Origin of the sequence: Streptomyces sp. NPDC001502, from assembly GCF_042894785.1 — a bacterium.
GTDB classification, from domain to species: domain Bacteria; phylum Actinomycetota; class Actinomycetes; order Streptomycetales; family Streptomycetaceae; genus Streptomyces; species Streptomyces kutzneri.
The window spans coordinates 1-13,581 of record NZ_JBIAVW010000022.1; the positions used below are offsets into that span (position 1 = coordinate 1).

17 protein-coding genes are annotated in these 13,581 nt (G+C 69.8%); 8 read left to right on the plus strand and 9 right to left on the minus strand.

The window, feature by feature from the left end:
- Positions 1 to 284: 284 nt before the first annotated feature.
- Complete coding sequence (locus ACFY0D_RS30970) at positions 285 to 1,046, minus strand: DUF3558 family protein (protein ID WP_390801287.1); 762 nt, start codon at positions 1,044 to 1,046, stop codon at positions 285 to 287.
- A 115-nt stretch (positions 1,047 to 1,161) separates the two neighbouring features.
- Positions 1,162 to 2,031 (minus strand): DUF3558 domain-containing protein, encoded by an 870-nt coding sequence (locus ACFY0D_RS30975; protein WP_390801288.1) that lies wholly within the window; start codon positions 2,029 to 2,031, stop codon positions 1,162 to 1,164.
- 190 nt (positions 2,032 to 2,221) lie between these two features.
- On the opposite strand from ACFY0D_RS30975, the gene ACFY0D_RS30980 reads away from it, so the two are divergent.
- The gene (locus tag ACFY0D_RS30980; RefSeq protein WP_390801289.1) at positions 2,222 to 3,415 is read left to right on the plus strand and encodes an RtcB family protein; all 1,194 of its coding nucleotides are present in this window, start codon (positions 2,222 to 2,224) and stop codon (positions 3,413 to 3,415) included.
- Between the two features lie 108 nt (positions 3,416 to 3,523).
- On the opposite strand, the gene ACFY0D_RS30985 is transcribed toward ACFY0D_RS30980, so the two are convergent.
- The gene (locus ACFY0D_RS30985) at positions 3,524 to 3,898 is read right to left on the minus strand and encodes a hypothetical protein (RefSeq protein WP_390801290.1); all 375 of its coding nucleotides are present in this window, start codon (positions 3,896 to 3,898) and stop codon (positions 3,524 to 3,526) included.
- Between the two features lie 68 nt (positions 3,899 to 3,966).
- Here ACFY0D_RS30985 and ACFY0D_RS30990 point away from each other — a divergent pair, with 68 nt between their 5' ends.
- Entirely contained in the window at positions 3,967 to 4,806 is an 840-nt protein-coding gene (locus ACFY0D_RS30990; RefSeq protein WP_390801291.1) for an IS5 family transposase, read from the plus strand.
- Positions 4,803 to 5,318 (plus strand): NUDIX hydrolase, encoded by a 516-nt coding sequence (locus ACFY0D_RS30995; RefSeq protein ID WP_390801292.1) that lies wholly within the window; start codon positions 4,803 to 4,805, stop codon positions 5,316 to 5,318. The genes ACFY0D_RS30990 and ACFY0D_RS30995 overlap by 4 nt, the downstream gene beginning before the upstream one ends.
- 42 nt (positions 5,319 to 5,360) lie before the next feature.
- On the opposite strand, the gene ACFY0D_RS31000 is transcribed toward ACFY0D_RS30995, so the two are convergent.
- Entirely contained in the window at positions 5,361 to 6,179 is an 819-nt protein-coding gene (locus tag ACFY0D_RS31000; protein ID WP_390801293.1) for a hypothetical protein, read from the minus strand.
- A gap of 274 nt (positions 6,180 to 6,453) precedes the next feature.
- Between ACFY0D_RS31000 and ACFY0D_RS31005 the strand changes: the two genes are divergently transcribed.
- Positions 6,454 to 7,125: a polysaccharide deacetylase family protein gene (locus ACFY0D_RS31005; RefSeq protein WP_390801294.1), complete on the plus strand. Its 672-nt coding sequence runs from the start codon at positions 6,454 to 6,456 to the stop codon at positions 7,123 to 7,125.
- Here ACFY0D_RS31005 and ACFY0D_RS31010 read toward each other — a convergent pair.
- Positions 7,122 to 7,886 carry an SDR family NAD(P)-dependent oxidoreductase gene (locus ACFY0D_RS31010; RefSeq protein ID WP_390801295.1) on the minus strand — a complete coding sequence of 255 codons (765 nt, stop codon included), beginning with the start codon at positions 7,884 to 7,886 and terminating at the stop codon, positions 7,122 to 7,124. The genes ACFY0D_RS31005 and ACFY0D_RS31010 overlap by 4 nt on opposite strands.
- Before the next feature lie 54 nt (positions 7,887 to 7,940).
- Complete coding sequence (locus ACFY0D_RS31015; RefSeq protein ID WP_390801296.1) at positions 7,941 to 8,285, minus strand: YnfA family protein; 345 nt, start codon at positions 8,283 to 8,285, stop codon at positions 7,941 to 7,943.
- Between the two features lie 138 nt (positions 8,286 to 8,423).
- On the opposite strand from ACFY0D_RS31015, the gene ACFY0D_RS31020 reads away from it, so the two are divergent.
- Positions 8,424 to 8,873, plus strand: a complete 450-nt coding sequence (locus ACFY0D_RS31020) for a hypothetical protein (RefSeq protein ID WP_390801297.1) — start codon at positions 8,424 to 8,426, stop codon at positions 8,871 to 8,873.
- Between the two features lie 81 nt (positions 8,874 to 8,954).
- Here the strand turns inward: ACFY0D_RS31020 and ACFY0D_RS31025 are convergent, their stop codons facing one another.
- The gene (locus tag ACFY0D_RS31025) at positions 8,955 to 9,683 is read right to left on the minus strand and encodes a Mut7-C RNAse domain-containing protein (protein WP_390801298.1); all 729 of its coding nucleotides are present in this window, start codon (positions 9,681 to 9,683) and stop codon (positions 8,955 to 8,957) included.
- Between the two features lie 41 nt (positions 9,684 to 9,724).
- On the minus strand, positions 9,725 to 10,141 hold the full coding sequence (locus tag ACFY0D_RS31030) for a winged helix-turn-helix transcriptional regulator (protein WP_390801299.1): 417 nt from the start codon (positions 10,139 to 10,141) through the stop codon (positions 9,725 to 9,727).
- Between the two features lie 174 nt (positions 10,142 to 10,315).
- Between ACFY0D_RS31030 and ACFY0D_RS31035 the strand changes: the two genes are divergently transcribed.
- On the plus strand, positions 10,316 to 11,212 hold the full coding sequence (locus ACFY0D_RS31035) for an NADP-dependent oxidoreductase (protein ID WP_390801398.1): 897 nt from the start codon (positions 10,316 to 10,318) through the stop codon (positions 11,210 to 11,212).
- On the opposite strand, the gene ACFY0D_RS31040 is transcribed toward ACFY0D_RS31035, so the two are convergent.
- Entirely contained in the window at positions 11,196 to 11,762 is a 567-nt protein-coding gene (locus ACFY0D_RS31040) for a GNAT family N-acetyltransferase (RefSeq protein ID WP_390801300.1), read from the minus strand. The genes ACFY0D_RS31035 and ACFY0D_RS31040 overlap by 17 nt on opposite strands.
- Positions 11,763 to 12,178: 416 nt before the next feature.
- Here ACFY0D_RS31040 and ACFY0D_RS31045 point away from each other — a divergent pair, with 416 nt between their 5' ends.
- Both ACFY0D_RS31045 and ACFY0D_RS31050 read left to right on the plus strand, forming a co-directional pair.
- On the plus strand, positions 12,179 to 12,562 hold the full coding sequence (locus tag ACFY0D_RS31045; protein WP_390801301.1) for a peptidase inhibitor family I36 protein: 384 nt from the start codon (positions 12,179 to 12,181) through the stop codon (positions 12,560 to 12,562).
- A gap of 91 nt (positions 12,563 to 12,653) precedes the next feature.
- The gene (locus ACFY0D_RS31050; protein ID WP_390801302.1) at positions 12,654 to 13,577 is read left to right on the plus strand and encodes a hypothetical protein; all 924 of its coding nucleotides are present in this window, start codon (positions 12,654 to 12,656) and stop codon (positions 13,575 to 13,577) included.
- The last annotated feature ends 4 nt before the right edge of the window (positions 13,578 to 13,581 follow it).

The window sequence follows — 13,581 nt, forward strand, 5'->3', positions numbered from 1 at the left end:
CGCACCGCGGAGTACGAGCCCGCGAACCCGATCCCCGCGATGACCACGGCACCCGCGACCACCACGCCTATGAGAATCCGGTGCGTACGAGTCAGTTGCATCGCGGCCACCCGCGATCCCCTCCCCTTGTCGAGCACATACCGAGCGCAGCGTGCTGGTGCTCAGTACTGGGTACTTACCGCGCCTTTACCGAGCTGCGGCAGGCACAGCGTACGGGTGACTCGATGTCAGCGCCCCAGGAGGCCCCGCCCCGCACCCGTCCCTGCCGGCCCCCGCGCCCATCCCTACTGGGGCTGCGGGGACTGCGGCTGCTCCGCCGGCGCCTTGTTGGCCGCGTCCACCGAGGTCACAGCCTCCTTGGCCGCCGCGATCGCGTCCTGGAGCAGCTTCCCGTGGTCCGGCGCACCGGCCCCCTCGTACGCGGCACCGTTGTAGTCGAGCCGGATGACCACGTTCTGGGCGCGCGCCACGATCGAGGTGTTGAAGGAGTCGACATCCTTCTTCGCCTTGTAGATCACCGACGTCGCCTGGTCGCCGATCCCGGCCACCGCCTCCGTCTGCGGGTCCTGCGCGCCCTCCTCGGTCTTCGCCGTCCCGACCTCCTTGTTGTACTGCTCCTCCGCACGCTTGTTGGCGTCACCGAGGGTGGCGTGGGAGTCGTAGCGGAAGAAGGAGAGCGAGAGCCAGCGGTACTGCGAGCCCTTCAGACCGTCCTCGTCCAGACCGTTCCAGGAACAGCTGGCACGGGTGGCCAGGTCGTTCGACTTCGTCGCCGTCCCGTTCTTGTCCTTCGCCTCCGGGACGAGCGTGTCTATCGTCGCCGTCGCCAGCGCCTTGCAGGGGTCCGGCAGCGTGGCGAACGCCGCCTTCTCCAGAACCTTGGAGGACTTCGGGTTGGGCTTGGCCGACGAGGACGAACCGGACTTCTTCTCGCCGTTCGAGCTCGTGTCCTTGCCCGAGTCGGACGAACACCCGGCGACGGTGAGGATCACCGGGACGGCTGCGCAGGCGAGAACGCGGGTGAGGCGCGAGGCTGATCGGTGCATGGTTCCTTCAGTACGTTTGTCGGTTGTTCTTCGGACGCGGGACCCGGGCAACGGTAGCCCGACCGGGTACCCGCCTGCTGTGCGCGCCGTCACGCGAGACCACGGCGCGCACCGCTCATTCGCTGAAACGCTCCGCCAGGGCCTGCGCCAACTGCCGCGCCTTGGCCTGGGTTTCGGTGCTCGGCGGGACCGTGCCGGGCAGTGCGGGCTGCACGCTGTACTCGATGGTGACGATGACGTTCGAGGTACGGAACACAATGCGCACGGTGCGGGACTGCGCGGCGCTGGCCCCGGCGGGACTGAGCTTGTCCTCCAGGAAGGCGTCGCTGGCGAGGTCCTCCAGGACGCGCGATCCGAGCTCGACCGGCGCCGACGGGCTCGCTGCGGGTGACGCCGGCGTCCCGGAGGCGGGCGCGCCCTGGACCGGGGCCGCCGGGGCCGCCGGTGTCGGCGCGGCGGGGGTGGGAGCCGCCGGGGTGGGCGCTGCCGGGGTGGGGCTCGCGGTCGGGCCGGGGAAGGGCAGCTTCGCGTCGGTGAGCCGGCGTACGTAGACCTGCTTGGCCTTGTCGTCGTCGCTGGCGGTGGTCCGGTCGTACGAGACCACGCGCTCGAAGCCGACCGACAGCAGCCGCGTCTCCTCGGGGCTCTGCCCGCTCCAGCGGCAGCCGACGTGCCGGTCGCCGTCGTACGAGGCGTCCGCGACACCGGCGTACATCTGGTCGCGCTGCTCGGGGGTGAGGCTGTCCCCGGCCGGGAGCATGCCCTTGAGCTTCTTGCTGTCGGCGCCGGCCTTGCAGGGCGCGGGCAGACTGCGGTACTTCCCCGGTTGGGCGGGCGCGGCGGAGCTGCCGCCGGCCTTCGAGTCGCTGGTGCTTCGGCCTTCGCTCCCGCTGGTGCACCCGGTCAGGCCGGCCGCCCCGGCCGCGAGCGCGGTGAGCATCGCGATGCCTGGCAGGACTCGCCGCCGTACCGCCTTGCGCTGCACGTCCACTGGCTCCCTTCGACCGGCGGACCCCCGACGGTCAGGAAAATGCGTTGCCGCGACTTGGGCGCGGCTGGACACAATGTCTATCGCACACGCTGGTGCTGGCGCCGGTCCCCTGTCGTATTTGGGATCAAGAGCGAGGCTTTTGCGCATTCTGACTTTTCTGTAGTTTTCGGGGGATTGATTCCTTATGTCGTATGTAGAGGTACCCGGGGCGAAGGTCCCGATCCGGATGTGGACCGACCCGGCGTCGGTCGAGGACAGCGCGATGCAGCAGCTGCACAACGTCGCCACCCTCCCCTGGATCAAGGGCCTGGCCGTCATGCCGGACGTCCACTACGGCAAGGGAGCCACCGTCGGCTCGGTGATCGCCATGAAGGACGCGGTCTGCCCGGCGGCGGTGGGCGTGGACATCGGCTGCGGAATGTCGGCGGTGAAGACGTCCCTGACGGCGAACGACCTGCCGGGGGACCTGTCGGGGCTGCGGTCGAAGATCGAGCGGGCGATTCCGGTGGGGGCGGGCATGCACCGCGAGGCGGTGGACCCGTCGCGGCTGTACGGGTTCGGGGAGGCGGGCTTCGGGGATCTGTGGGAGCGCTTCGACTACGTCACGGATGCGGTGAAGTTCCGGCGGGACCGGGCTATGCGGCAAATGGGCAGCTTGGGCGGAGGCAATCATTTTTGGGAGCTTTGTATTGATATGTCCGATTCCGTGTGGATCATGTTGCACTCCGGATCGCGGAACATCGGCAATGAGCTGGCGGATTTCCATATCAACGTTGCTCGGGGGCTCTCGCACAACCAGAACCTTGTCGACCGTGACCTCGCGGTCTTCCTCGCGGCTACACCGGAGATGCAGGCGTACCGCAATGACCTCTTTTGGGCGCAGGAGTACGCACGGTTCAACCGCGCCGCGATGATGAGCCTCTCCCAGGAAGTCATCCGCAAGGAGTTCCGGAAGGCGAAGGTCTCCTTCGGCAGCGAGATCAGCTGCCACCACAACTACGTGGCGGAGGAGCGGTACGACGGTATGGACCTGCTGGTCACGCGTAAGGGCGCGATCCGCGCCGGCAGCGGTGACTACGGGATCATCCCGGGCTCCATGGGCACGGGCTCGTACATCGTGAAGGGACTCGGCAACGCGAAGTCCTTCAATTCGGCCTCGCACGGGGCGGGCCGCAAGATGAGCCGGACGGCGGCGAAGAAGCGGTTCTCGACGCGCGACCTGGCGGAGCAGACCAAGGGTGTCGAGTGCCGCAAGGACTCGGGCGTCGTGGACGAGATCCCGGGCGCGTACAAGTCCATCGAGCAGGTCATCGACCAGCAGGCCGACCTCGTGCAGGTCGTGGCCAAGCTCAAGCAGGTCATCTGCATCAAGGGCTGAGGCCCGGGCGCGGATGTCGGGGGAATGCGGGAGCCCGGACCGATGGCGATCGGTCCGGGCTCCCGCGTGTTGCTACTTACTGATCGTTTCAGAATGGGGTCGGGGCGGTCATTCTTCGTCGAGTCGCTGGAGGACCTGCGTGAGAGCACTGGAGTCGAGCAGGCCGACGAGCACTTGAGTCATGTTGCCGATGTCGGCGTCCCGAACGATCAGGCCGTCGGAACACCAGGGGTAGAGCCCGCCCAGCTCTTCGTCCGTTCGAGACCAACGCTTCATCAGGCGATCGACCTCAGCAAGGGTAAACACGGTCGCACTCCAGCGTGCGTCATCCGCTGTCAGCCGCACCTCGACGTCGACGTTGCGGACGGTGCCCAGATCCTCGACCGCACAGGGCAAGAACGACGCCATGAACCGGTCTGTGCGAACGCGGTACCAGGGAACGTCCCAGCCTTGCTCAGCGGTTTCGGCTCCGGTGTTGGTCATCCGGGGAGTATGTCGACCCAGCCCGGTGTGCTCAACCAGGTTCTTTGGCAAGCTTCAGCGTCGTGGCCATGAACCTTGTACCCGACGAGCTGCGGGATCGGATAGCCCCGCTGTTGCCGGTGCGGCCAACGCGCTGGCACCGCCATCCCGGACGGCTCCCGGTCCCGGACAGGGTCGCCCTGGCCGGCATCGTCTACGTCCTGCGTAAGGGCGTGGCCTGGCGCGACGTGCCACGCGAGGTCGTGGGCTGCTCCGGGGTGACGGCCTGGCGTCGGCTGCGGGACTGGACCGAAGCCGGAGTCCGGCCCCGTCTGCACGCCGCCCTGCTGACCGAGCTGCGTGGCGCGGTCCTGCTGGACTTGGACGACTGCGCCGTGGACGGTTCGCACGTCCGGGCCCTCAAAGGAGGGAATCACGTCGGCCCGTCGCCGGTCGACCGCGCCCGCCCCGGCTCCAAGCATCACCTGATCGTCGATCGTCATGGAACCCCGCTCGCGGTCACGCTCACCGGCGGAAACCGACACGACGTCACCCAGCTCGTGCCGCTGCTGGATGCGGTCCCACCGGTTCGAGGGCGCCGGGGACGTCCTCGAACCAAGCCGCGGCGCCTGTACGCCGACCGGGGCTATGACTTCGACAAGTACCGCCGTCTGCTGTGGAAGCGCGGCATCAAGCCGATGATCGCCCGCCGGGGCGTCGCCCACGGGTCTGGTCTCGGCAGGGTGCGCTGGGTGGTCGAGCGTTCGTTCGCCTGGCTGCACCAGTTCAAGCGCCTGCGGATCCGCTACGAACACCGCGCTGACCTGCATCAGGGGCTTGTGCAACTCGCGTGCTGCATCATCTGCCTGCGCCGCCTCTCCAAGGGGCGCCACCGCACCTCGCCCATCGAAGGAGAAACCAGTCAGTGACCTCCGCCGAGCCGTTCACCCATATCAAGATTCGCGTAGCCGCAGCCCTGTTCAACGGCGACGAGATCGCCCTCATCCGCCGCACGAAGAACGGCCAGGACCAGCACACCCTGCCAGGTGGCAACGTCGAACCTGGCGAACCCATCCATCAAGCCCTCGCACGTGAACTCGACGAAGAATTGGGCCTGGACCTCGCAGAGGCGAGCAGCGTTCCACAGTTGACCTGGATCCAGGACGCCATGGTCACCCGCCCCGGCAGCACCCCACCCCGCAAACTCCACCTCGTCTTCCGCGTCCACATCGACAACACCACCCGCGCTCGTCTGCGCACCATTGAGCACGATGACACTGCTGGCGCCGGCCACCTCACCTGGCACCACTACGAGGACACGGCCGACAAGGCGCTGTTCCCACCGGTCCCACTCGCCGCACTCGTTACTCCCACGGCGCCGCTCGATGCTGCCCGGGCACTGCTACCGACCATGGACGACAGCAATTACCACTGGATCTGATCCGCCGCCGTGCCCCACGCGACCCCTTTCTGAAACCACCTATTAGGCCTTGCCGGTGCGCAGGCGCCAAAGGCGCATGGAGCAGCTCTGCTCGGTGCGGTTGAGGGCGACTCCGGCCGCCGCGGGGTCGTTCAACTGCAGAAGGATCTCGTCGTCCTTCGGGGTCCAGCGCCGACGGGGCGGAGCGCCCCGCATGTCCGCCGGCCGGATCCAGCCTCGGATTTCGGCTGCCTTGGCCTTCTTGCGCTCCAGGCCCAGGCAGCCGTCGTAGTAGAGGTGCGCGGCCAGCTCCACCGCCGCTTCCTTCGTGTAGAGGATGTTGTAGATCGCGTCCCGGGCGTTGCGCTTGATGGTCCGCTGTGCCCCGGTGACCTTCTTGGTGAAGTGGCACAGGTATGCACCCACTGCCGTGCTGGCGGTGGTGAGCGAGACGAACGGAAGGCCCTTGCCCGTGTAGCCGACGGACCCGTCGGCGTCGATGACCCCTCGGAGGTAGTCGCGGCGCGAGAACTCCACGCGGGGCGGCTTGATCGTCATCGACTTGCGTCCATAGGGCATTCCGAGCCTGTTGATCGCGCTCCGGGCTTCGAGCGAGCAGAGGGTCCACGTCGCAGAAGTGTGGGACTCGGCGAAGTTAGTTGCCCTCGTGCGCTGGGTGATGGAGCTGTGGTACGGGGTGAGGGCTTGGAAGTCGCGCAGGATGTGGATGTCCCGCTCGCTGATCTCGATACTCAGGTGCCCTTTCTGCCCTGCGCCCTGTGCGAGGTGCCCGTCGGCCTGGAGGAAGCCGAACATGTAGGCGTGGCGGGGGTCGGTGAGGTCCATGAAGCGTGCGGCGGCGCTAGGGTCCTGTTCAGCCATGAGGAAGTCCTTTCTTCCCTGTTGGTGAGGCCCTCGTCCGGGACTGCGATCCCGGGCGGGGGCCGTTCGTGCTGCGGCTGAACTTAGGTGCGGAATCCTGGCGGGATTGGCCGGTCCCCCGATGATCGCTCGAACGTGTGACGGAATTTCACATTGCGCCGCGCACGTCCGTCCGCGCTCTTCGCCGTCGTGGGGCTCCAGGGATACGGGGCGCGAACTTCCGCTTGAGGCAAGGGGGTTGACCAGCGGAATGGTCTAGACCAAGGTGTGCCGCATGTGGAGATCTCGCGTGCTGACCGCCGCGCTCGCGTCGTTGTCACTCGCCCTCGGGGCCGCCGGGTCCGCCCAGGCGAGGACGGGGCTGCCGCCCGTCGTGTCGCATGTGCCGACCCGGGAGAAGGTCGTCTTCATCACCATCGACGACGGCTGGAACCACGATCCGGCCGCGGCCCGGATCCTGTTGGAGAAGCGGGTGCCCGCCTCGTTGTTCCTGCTGCCCGGGGCGGCCTCGTACGACACCGGGTACTTCACCCGGCTCACGGAGGAAGGGCGGGCCGGCGTCGAGAACCACACCGTCAACCACCCGGACCTCACGGCGCTCGACGCCGCCGGCAAGGACGCCGAGGTCTGCGGGGCGGGGGAGCGGCTCCAGGCGGCTTTCGGGCGGACGCCGAAGCTGCTGCGGCCGCCCTACGGGGCGGTGAACGACGACGTGCGGCTCGCGGCCAAGGCGTGCGGGGTGAAGGCGCTGATCACCTGGACGCACGATTTCACCAGCTGGGGCGAGACGCCGCCCACGCCGCGGCTGCAGGCCGGGGTCATCGTGCTGCTGCACTTCACGCCGACGCTGGCGGCGGACCTCCAGCGGGCCCTGGACGCGGCGAGGGCCGCCGGGCTGAAGCCGGCGGCCCTCATGCCGCACCTGAAGGCGGCGGGGGTTCTCTAGAGCTCGCGGTGGACCTTGGTGTTCGAGGCCTGGGCGCGGGGGCGGACCACCAGGAGGTCGATGTTGACGTGGCTGGGGCGGGTCACGGCCCAGGTGATGGTGTCGGCCACGTCGTCGGCGGAGAGGGGTTCGGCGACGCCCGCGTAGACCTTCTCGGCCTTCTCCGCGTCGCCGCGGAAGCGGGTCTTCGCGAACTCCTCGGTCTTGACCATGCCCGGGGCGATCTCGATGACGCGTACGGGCTGGCCGACGATCTCCAGGCGCAGGGTCTCGGCGAGGACGCGGGCGCCGTTCTTGGCGGCGACGTAGCCGGCTCCGCCCTCGTACGTGGAGTGGCCGGCGGTGGAGGAGAGGACCACGACGGTGCCGTCGCCGGAGGCGGTGAGGGCGGGGAGCAGGGCCTGGGTGATGTGGAGGGTGCCGATGACGTTGACCTCGTACATCGTGCGCCAGTCGGCGGGGTCGCCGGTGGCGACGGGCTCCGCACCGATGGCGCCGCCGGCGTTGTTCACGAGTACGTCGCAGCGGGCCAGGGAGGCGGCGAAGGCGTCGACGGCGGTGCGGTCGGTGACGTCGAGGGCGTGCGCGGTGGCCTGGTGGCCGGCTTCGGTGAGCTCGGCGGCGAGGGCTTCGATGCGGTCCTTGCGGCGGGCGGTGAGGACGACGTGGTAGCCGGCTGCGGCGAGCTGTCGGGCGGTGGCCGCGCCGATGCCGCTGCTCGCGCCGGTGACTACGGCGGTTCGGGTGGCGGCCGTGCTCATGTGCGGGCTCCTCGGTCGTTCGTACGGGCGATTACCCGCCAGCATAGGCGGGGCTCAGCGGCCGCGCGGGGCGTACATGATCACGGCCATGCCGGCGAGGCAGACCAGGGCTCCGGTGATGTCCCAGCGGTCGGGGCGGTAGCCGTCGGCGACGACGCCCCATACGAGGGATCCGGCGACGAAGACTCCGCCGTAGGCGGCGAGGACGCGGGCGAAGTCGCCCTGGGGCTGGAGGGTGGCGACGAAGCCGTAGAGCCCGAGGGCGATCATCCCGGCGCCGATCCAGGCCCAGCCCTTGTGGGCGCGGACGCCCTGCCAGACGAGCCAGGCGCCGCCGATCTCCAGGAGTGCGGCGAGGAGGAAGAGGGCGGCGGAGCGGGCCAGGAGGGTGATCGGCATGGCTCAAAGGTACGCACGGCAGATGGGGGTGGGCGCGCCCTCGTTCGTGTGATGGTCCGACCGGCCGGGGGTGCCGGTGGCTAGCCTCCGCGCGAGGAGGTGGTGTCGGTGCGCCGTGGTGCCGTACGAAGTGTGGTGGTGGCGGGTTTGCTGGCGCTCGGCGCGGGTGTTCCCGGGTCGGCGCAGGCGTCGGCGGGGGACGGGCCGGAGGCCGATGTGGCCTACCACGGCCGGGTGGCCCTGTCCGGGGCGCGGCTGCGGATCTGGCTGGTCCCGGAGAACGACGGGCCCGCCGCGCTGCCGAACGCGACGGTGCGGGTGCGGCTGTCGGCGGAGCTCGCGGACCGGCAGGAGCTGGCGGAGGGTTGTGCGCGGGCGGGTCTGCGCGAGGTGGTGTGCGAGACGGGACCGCTGCCGCTGCACGGGCGGGGGCGGCACATCGGGCTGATGCTGGAGTTGCGGGAGCGGGCGCCGGAGGTGGCGGTGCGGGTCGACACGTGGTGGAACGGTGGGGCGACGGACCGGAACCACGCCAACAACGAGCACGTGGTGCTGGCGCTGGACACGGGCGACGCCTACGCGTTCTAGGCGCGCAGGGTCCGAAGGCTCGGGCCCGGGCCGGGCCGACCGGTCCGGGCCGGCTGGCCGGCCCGCCCGCCCGGACACGGCTCAGGCGCTGCCGAATTCCACGAGGGCCTCGTCGACGATCCGTTCCAGGCGGGCGTGGTGGGCGCCGCGCCAGTAGACGCGCTCGCACTCGGTGCACTGCGCGAACACGTCGTAGGAGCGGTGCGTGCCGTGTTCCAGGCGGTCGCCGACGCTCTCCTTGTCGGCCTCGTGGAGCGGGCCGTTGCAGGCGGTGCAGCGGGTCCACGGTGCGAGGGCGGGCGCGAACCGGCCCAGTACGTCGCGCAGTTGCTCGTCGGGGTTGTCGCTGTAGACGTACGCGCCGGCGAACAGCTCGCGGCGGCGCAGCAGTCCGCGGTCGCGGGAGAGCAGGACGCGCCGTTCGGCCGCGGAGCGGGTGGCGAGGGCGGGGTCGCCGATGTCCTCGTTCTCGTAGGCGGCGTCGACGCCGAGCAGGCGCAGGCGGCGGGCGAGGGTGCCGAGGTGGACGTCGAGGAGGAAGCGGAGCGGGGCGCCGGGGACCTGTTGGGGCCGCTCGACGCCGTACACCTCGACGTTCTGGCCGTCCTGGGGCACGTAGGAGACGGGTACCTCGTGGCCGTCGACGAGGAGGCGGCCGACTTCGGTGAGCGGGACGCCGGCCGATTCGACGACGTGGCCGAGGCTGGAGGCGCCGTCGGTGGTGGTCGGTACGCGTTCGGCGCGCCGGCTGGGCGGGGCGAAGAGGCGCAGTTCGGGGGCGAGGGTGAGCTGAATGCCGGGTCCGTTCACCTGCTCAGCATGCCATTTCCGGGGCGGTGGCCGCGGCCGAATTATGACGTCGTGGTGGCCTGGTCGTAGGTGGTGCGGTGGGTGCTGACCTCGTCGAAGTGGTTTTCGGCCCAGAGCTTCACGGAGGACAGGAGGCAGCCGAGGCTGCTGCCGAGGTCGGTGAGCCGGTAGTCGACGCGGGCGGGGACGGTGGGGGTGACGGTGCGGGTGACGAGGCCGTCGCGTTCGAGGGAGCGGAGGGTCTGGGTGAGCATCTTCTGGCTGACGCCGGGGATCTTGCGGCCGAGGTCGCTGTAGCGCATGGAGCGGTTCTCGGCCTGGCCGAGGGCGCTGACGATGAGGCCGACCCACTTGTCGCTGATGCGGGCCAGGAGCTGGCCGGTGGGGCACTCCTTGAGGAAGGCGTCGTAGGCGAAACGGGCTTCCTCGCGGCGGGCCGCGGCGGTGCTGGTGGCCATGGGTGCCCCACTTCCGGGTTGGGTACGCACCTTCGAGTGCGTACTTACGAAAAGAGAGTACCTCTCCCTAAGTTAGTGCTCATCGGAAGCGCGCGAACACGTGAACACGCGAACGAATGAGCGGGCGAACGAGCGCATCGGCGAACGGGAGAGATGAAGATGAGCGAGCAGACGATGCTGGCGGCCGTGGTGACCGGGTTCGGTGGCCCGGAGCAGGTCGAACTGGCCGAGGTCCCGGTGCCCCGCCCCGCGGCCGGCCAGGTCCGTGTCAAGGTCACCGCCGCCGGGCTCAACCCGGTGGACGGCGCGGTCCGTGCCGGGATCTTCGGCGGCGCCGGGCAGCGGCTCGGCCTCGGCTGGGACGTGTCGGGGGAGATCGACGAGATCGGCGCCGGCGTGACCGGCCTGCGCACCGGCGACCGGGTCGTGGGCCTGCACTACGGGCAGGTGAAGCCGCTGGGCACGCACGCGCAGTACGTGGTGCTCGACGCCGCCGCCGTCGCGTCCGCCCCGGTCGCCGTGGACGCGGTGGCCGCGGCCGGGCTCCCGCTGGCCGGCCTCACCGCCGCCCGCGCCGTGGACCTGCTGGGGCTCGCCCCCGGTTCCTCGGTGCTGATCACCGGAGCCGCGGGCGTCGTCGGCGGCCTGGCCGTCCAGCTCGCCGTGCGGGCGGGCCTGGCGGTGACGGCCCTGGCGGGCGCCGAGGACGAGGAGTTCGTACGGTCCCTGGGCGCCACCGGGTTCGTCCCGCGCGGCGAGGTTCCGGCCGGGCCCGTGGACGGGGTCCTGGACGCGGCGGTGCTGGGCGGGGCCGTGCTGGGCTCCGTACGCGACGGCGGGGTCTACGTGGGCCTGATCCCGAACCACGCCCCGGCGGCGGAGCGCGGCGTCCGGGTCGTGGAGCAGGAGGTCGCGGCGGACGGAGCGCACCTGGCCCGCCTGGTGGCCCTGGTCGACGCGGGTGCGCTGACCCTGCGGGTCGCGGACACCTTCCCGCTCGGCGAGGTCGCGAAGGCGCACGCCCACCTCGGCACGCCCGGGGTCCGCGGCCGCATCATCCTGACGGCGTGAGGCCGCCCTGCGGACGCCCCACCCGGTAGCGCCAGTCGCAGCTCGGGTGGGGCACACCGGGCGGGTACTCGAAGTCGACGTCGCCCAGGTACTCGAAGCCGGCCCGCCGGCACACCGCGTTGGACGCCGGGTGGTCGGTGCCGGGGAAGGCGTGGACGCTGCCGCGGGAGCCGTGGGCGCGGACGTACGCCAGGAGTTCCGTGAGGGCCGCCGCGGCCAGTCCGTGGCCCTGGAACTCGGGCAGGATGCCCCAGCCGGACTCGTAGACCGGCTCGCCCTGCCACTCCCGCTCCCAGAAGCCGACGGATCCGACGCTCTCGGTGCGTCCGCCGGCGGCGGGGCCCTCCCCGTCCGGGGTCCACACGACGCGGAACATCCGGCCTGCGGCCGGCTCCCGCGCGCTCAGGGCCTCGTAGCGCCGCTGTCGGTCGACGAGCTTCGCGGCCGGCTCGGGGCCGCCCAGGAAACGGGTCATGGCCGGCTCGTTTTTGCGCTCCAGCAGCCAGAAGTCTCCGGCGGACCAGGGCTCCAGCCGTACGTGCGTCTCCATCGGGCCACCCTACGGAGGGGGCGCGTGGCCACTCCACGGGTTTCGGCCTTCCGGGCGTGCCGCGGGTCGTGAACGCGTCGATTTTCAGGGCGTGTTCGAGGTTTTCCGGACCGTGTGCATCCGGGTGGGGCGGCTCCGTCGCCGCGCCGCCGCCCCGGCCCGGTGCCCGTGGGGCTGACCTGCGCAGTCCCCATTTTCCGCAGGGGGTGGCGGTGCGCCGGAATGTTGGATTCGCACCGTGGGAATCGATCGGTGAATGATCAATTCCAATCATCAACAGCCTCTTGGGTAAAGCGAATTGACCTTTTGTTTCCAGTGGGTGTGGCCTAGCCTGATCTCAGCCGACCGGGGGGAAGGGCTTCGGCTGCCCTGCCCTCTCACTGCATCAGTCACCACCCGACAAGGGGGAGTCACGAGTGCTCAGTAAGAGGATTTCGGCCGGATTCATCGCGATGGCGGCCGTGGCGGGCGTCATCGCCGCGGCACCGTCCGCAGCGGCCGTGGACCGTGCGTGTTACGACGGCAACTTCTGCATCTACAAGGACAGCAACTACAGCACGGACAACTCGATGTACCGGACGAAGTACGAGTCCGCCCGCTGGGACATCGACATGCCGGCCATCTACGAGGCCGACAGCTCCTGGTGGAACCGCCGCGGTCAGTCGTCCAAGACCTACGGCGGTCGCTGGATGTCGTGGGGCGTGGAGATCTGCCTCGTCCCCGGCGGTTCCGTGAACTACTACTGGGACGCCAACGACGACGGCGCGAGCAACACCCTGAACGACGGCAACGGCTGCTGATCACCGCCTGAAGGCCGGGTCGCCCCGCGTCGCGAGGCGGCCCGGCCGCACCTTCAAGAGGACACGGACATTGAAGAAGCGCACCCGGGGTATGACGGCGATCGCGGTGACGGTGCTGCTGGGCGCAGCCGCCTCTGCCTGCTCGGAGGAGGCCCCGCAGGACATGGAGACGGCCCGCAGGGCGCAGACGGCCCTCGACAGCGCCAACGCGGCGCTGGACCAGGAGCGTGACGCGGAGTCCAAACTGATCCGCAAGTGCATGAACGACAAGGGTTTCAAGGTCTTCCCGGCGAGCGGATCTGCCACCAACACCGGCAAGAAGCGCAGCGAGGACCTCTCGCCGTCGGCCGAGACCGCGCGCACCGTGGGCTACGGGGCGGACCCGCGCAGGTCGGACAACCAGAAGGCCCAGGAGGGCCCGGACGACTTCGACGCGCTGCCCGAGGACGTCAAGCGGGCGCACAGCATGGCCATGGACGGGTACGTCGACAAGCCCGAGGGCGGTGTGGAGTTCGACTTCGGAGGCGGCAAGGTCATGGTGCCGTCGAAGGGCTGCCGCGGTGAAACCCTCAAGGCCGTGTACGGGGACGTGAAGGAATACCTCCGGCTCAACTGGACGGTCTACAACAGCGTCAAGCAGAACGGCGCGCATATCCTCGCCGACGACGACGGATATCAGAAAGCGCTCTCCGAGTGGGCCTCCTGCATGAAGTCCGGCGGCTATCCGGAAATAGCGACTCCGGAGAAGGCGCGGGAATCGGCGCTCACGCATTACGCGAATATTCCCGACGGTGACACCGCGGCGCTGGACAACGCGCAGCGTGCCGAGATCAAGCAGGCCACCACCGATGCCGGGTGCGCCACGCAGGTCGGTCTCAACACGAAGGCGCGGGAGGCCAAGAGCAAGGCCTCGGCCGCTTCGCTGGTGAAGCACGAAGCGGAGATCACGGCGTGGCTGGAACTCATCACGAAGGCCAAGGGCAAGGCCCAGGATCTACTGCGAGAGACGTCCTAATACT

Excerpts from the sequence above, each read along its gene's own strand:
- ACFY0D_RS31030 (WP_390801299.1), bottom strand. The coding sequence starts at position 10,141 with ATGGCCACCAGCACCGCCGCGGCCCGCCGCGAGGAAGCCCGTTTCGCC.
- ACFY0D_RS31015 (WP_390801296.1), bottom strand. The coding sequence starts at position 8,285 with ATGCCGATCACCCTCCTGGCCCGCTCCGCCGCCCTCTTCCTCCTCGCC.
- ACFY0D_RS31040 (WP_390801300.1), bottom strand. The coding sequence starts at position 11,762 with ATGGAGACGCACGTACGGCTGGAGCCCTGGTCCGCCGGAGACTTCTGG.
- ACFY0D_RS31005 (WP_390801294.1), top strand. The coding sequence starts at position 6,454 with ATGTGGAGATCTCGCGTGCTGACCGCCGCGCTCGCGTCGTTGTCACTC.
- ACFY0D_RS30970 (WP_390801287.1), bottom strand. The coding sequence starts at position 1,046 with ATGCACCGATCAGCCTCGCGCCTCACCCGCGTTCTCGCCTGCGCAGCC.
- ACFY0D_RS30985 (WP_390801290.1), bottom strand. The coding sequence starts at position 3,898 with ATGACCAACACCGGAGCCGAAACCGCTGAGCAAGGCTGGGACGTTCCC.
- ACFY0D_RS31000 (WP_390801293.1), bottom strand. The coding sequence starts at position 6,179 with ATGGCTGAACAGGACCCTAGCGCCGCCGCACGCTTCATGGACCTCACC.
- ACFY0D_RS31050 (WP_390801302.1), top strand. The coding sequence starts at position 12,654 with ATGACGGCGATCGCGGTGACGGTGCTGCTGGGCGCAGCCGCCTCTGCC.
- ACFY0D_RS30980 (WP_390801289.1), top strand. The coding sequence starts at position 2,222 with ATGTCGTATGTAGAGGTACCCGGGGCGAAGGTCCCGATCCGGATGTGG.
- ACFY0D_RS31035 (WP_390801398.1), top strand. The coding sequence starts at position 10,316 with ATGCTGGCGGCCGTGGTGACCGGGTTCGGTGGCCCGGAGCAGGTCGAA.
- ACFY0D_RS31010 (WP_390801295.1), bottom strand. The coding sequence starts at position 7,886 with ATGAGCACGGCCGCCACCCGAACCGCCGTAGTCACCGGCGCGAGCAGC.
- ACFY0D_RS30990 (WP_390801291.1), top strand. The coding sequence starts at position 3,967 with ATGAACCTTGTACCCGACGAGCTGCGGGATCGGATAGCCCCGCTGTTG.